The sequence below is a fragment of the Streptomyces sp. NPDC002130 genome, from assembly GCF_040296465.1.
Taxonomy (GTDB): domain Bacteria; phylum Actinomycetota; class Actinomycetes; order Streptomycetales; family Streptomycetaceae; genus Streptomyces.
This window is the reverse complement of record NZ_JBEOXI010001129.1, coordinates 1-1,130: the sequence shown is the minus strand read 5'-3', so window position 1 is coordinate 1,130 and position 1,130 is coordinate 1. Positions and strand designations below refer to the sequence as shown.

Genomic DNA, 1,130 nt, shown 5'->3' with positions numbered 1-1,130 from the left:
CGGCGCCTCGACTGGACTGGCAGCACGGCGCTTCCCCGGTGTTCCGGGACCTCATCGATCGCGAGGCCTTCGAGCTTCTCGGCGGGCCGCTGGCCCACCCGTTCCAACCCCTGCTCGATCCTCGCTTGCGGGCCTTCTCTCTCCGCGAGGGTCTCGCCGACGCGCATGCCCGGTGGAGCCACACTCCGACCGGGATCTGGGGACCCGAGTGCGGGTACACACCGGGTATGGAGCGCGGGTACGCCGAAGCGGGCGTCACCCACTTCATGGTCGACGGTCCCGCCTTGCGCGGCGACACGTCCCTCGGCCGCCCGGTTCGTGAATCCGACGTGGTTGCCTTCGGCCGCGACCTGCAGGTCAGCTACCGCGTCTGGTCCCCGAAATCCGGATACCCGGGTCACGCTGCTTACCGCGACTTCCACACCTACGACCACGAGACGGGCCTCAAGCCGTCGCGGGTCACCGGACGGACCGTCGACTCCGCCGACAAGTTGCCGTACGACCCCGAACTCGCTGCCGCCGCCGTCGACAAGCATGTTGCCGACTTCGTCGAAACCGTTCGGGCGCGTCTGCGCAGTGAATCCGCCCGTATCGGCCGCGACGCCCTCGTGGTCGCGGCTTTCGACACGGAACTGTTCGGGCACTGGTGGCACGAAGGTCCGCAGTGGCTCGAAAAGCTCCTGCGCGCGCTCCCCGAGGCCGGAATTCGCGTCGGGACCCTCGCGGACGCCAGGGCATCGGGATACGTCGGCGAACCCGTTCAACTCGAGGATTCGTCCTGGGGATCGGGCAAGGACTGGCGCGTGTGGGCCGGCGATCAGGTGTCCGACCTCGTGCAACTGAACTCCGAAGTAGTCGAGACTGCCCTCACCACCGTGGACAAGTCTCGCGGACGCGACAACGCTCCCGGCCGCCCGGAACTGCGAAACCGCGTCAACGATCAGGTACTTCGCGAGACACTGATGACAGTTTCGAGCGATTGGGCATTCATGGTGAGCAAGGATTCGGCCGCGGGGTACGCCCGCGAACGCGCACACAAGCACGCCCACGCGACCAGGGAAATCTCCGAAGCGGTGGTTTCCGGCCGTGACACCGTCGCCGAGCGCCTTGCCGAAGGCTGGAATCGTGCC

Annotated in this window: 1 protein-coding gene; it reads left to right on the top strand. The window is 67.3% G+C overall.

Annotation, left to right across the window (positions count from 1 at the left end; translation table 11 throughout):
- Positions 1-38: 38 nt before the first annotated feature.
- Positions 39-1,130, top strand: a 1,092-nt coding sequence (locus ABT116_RS48990) for a 1,4-alpha-glucan branching protein domain-containing protein (protein WP_351648075.1), incomplete at its 3' end; no start/stop codon positions are given.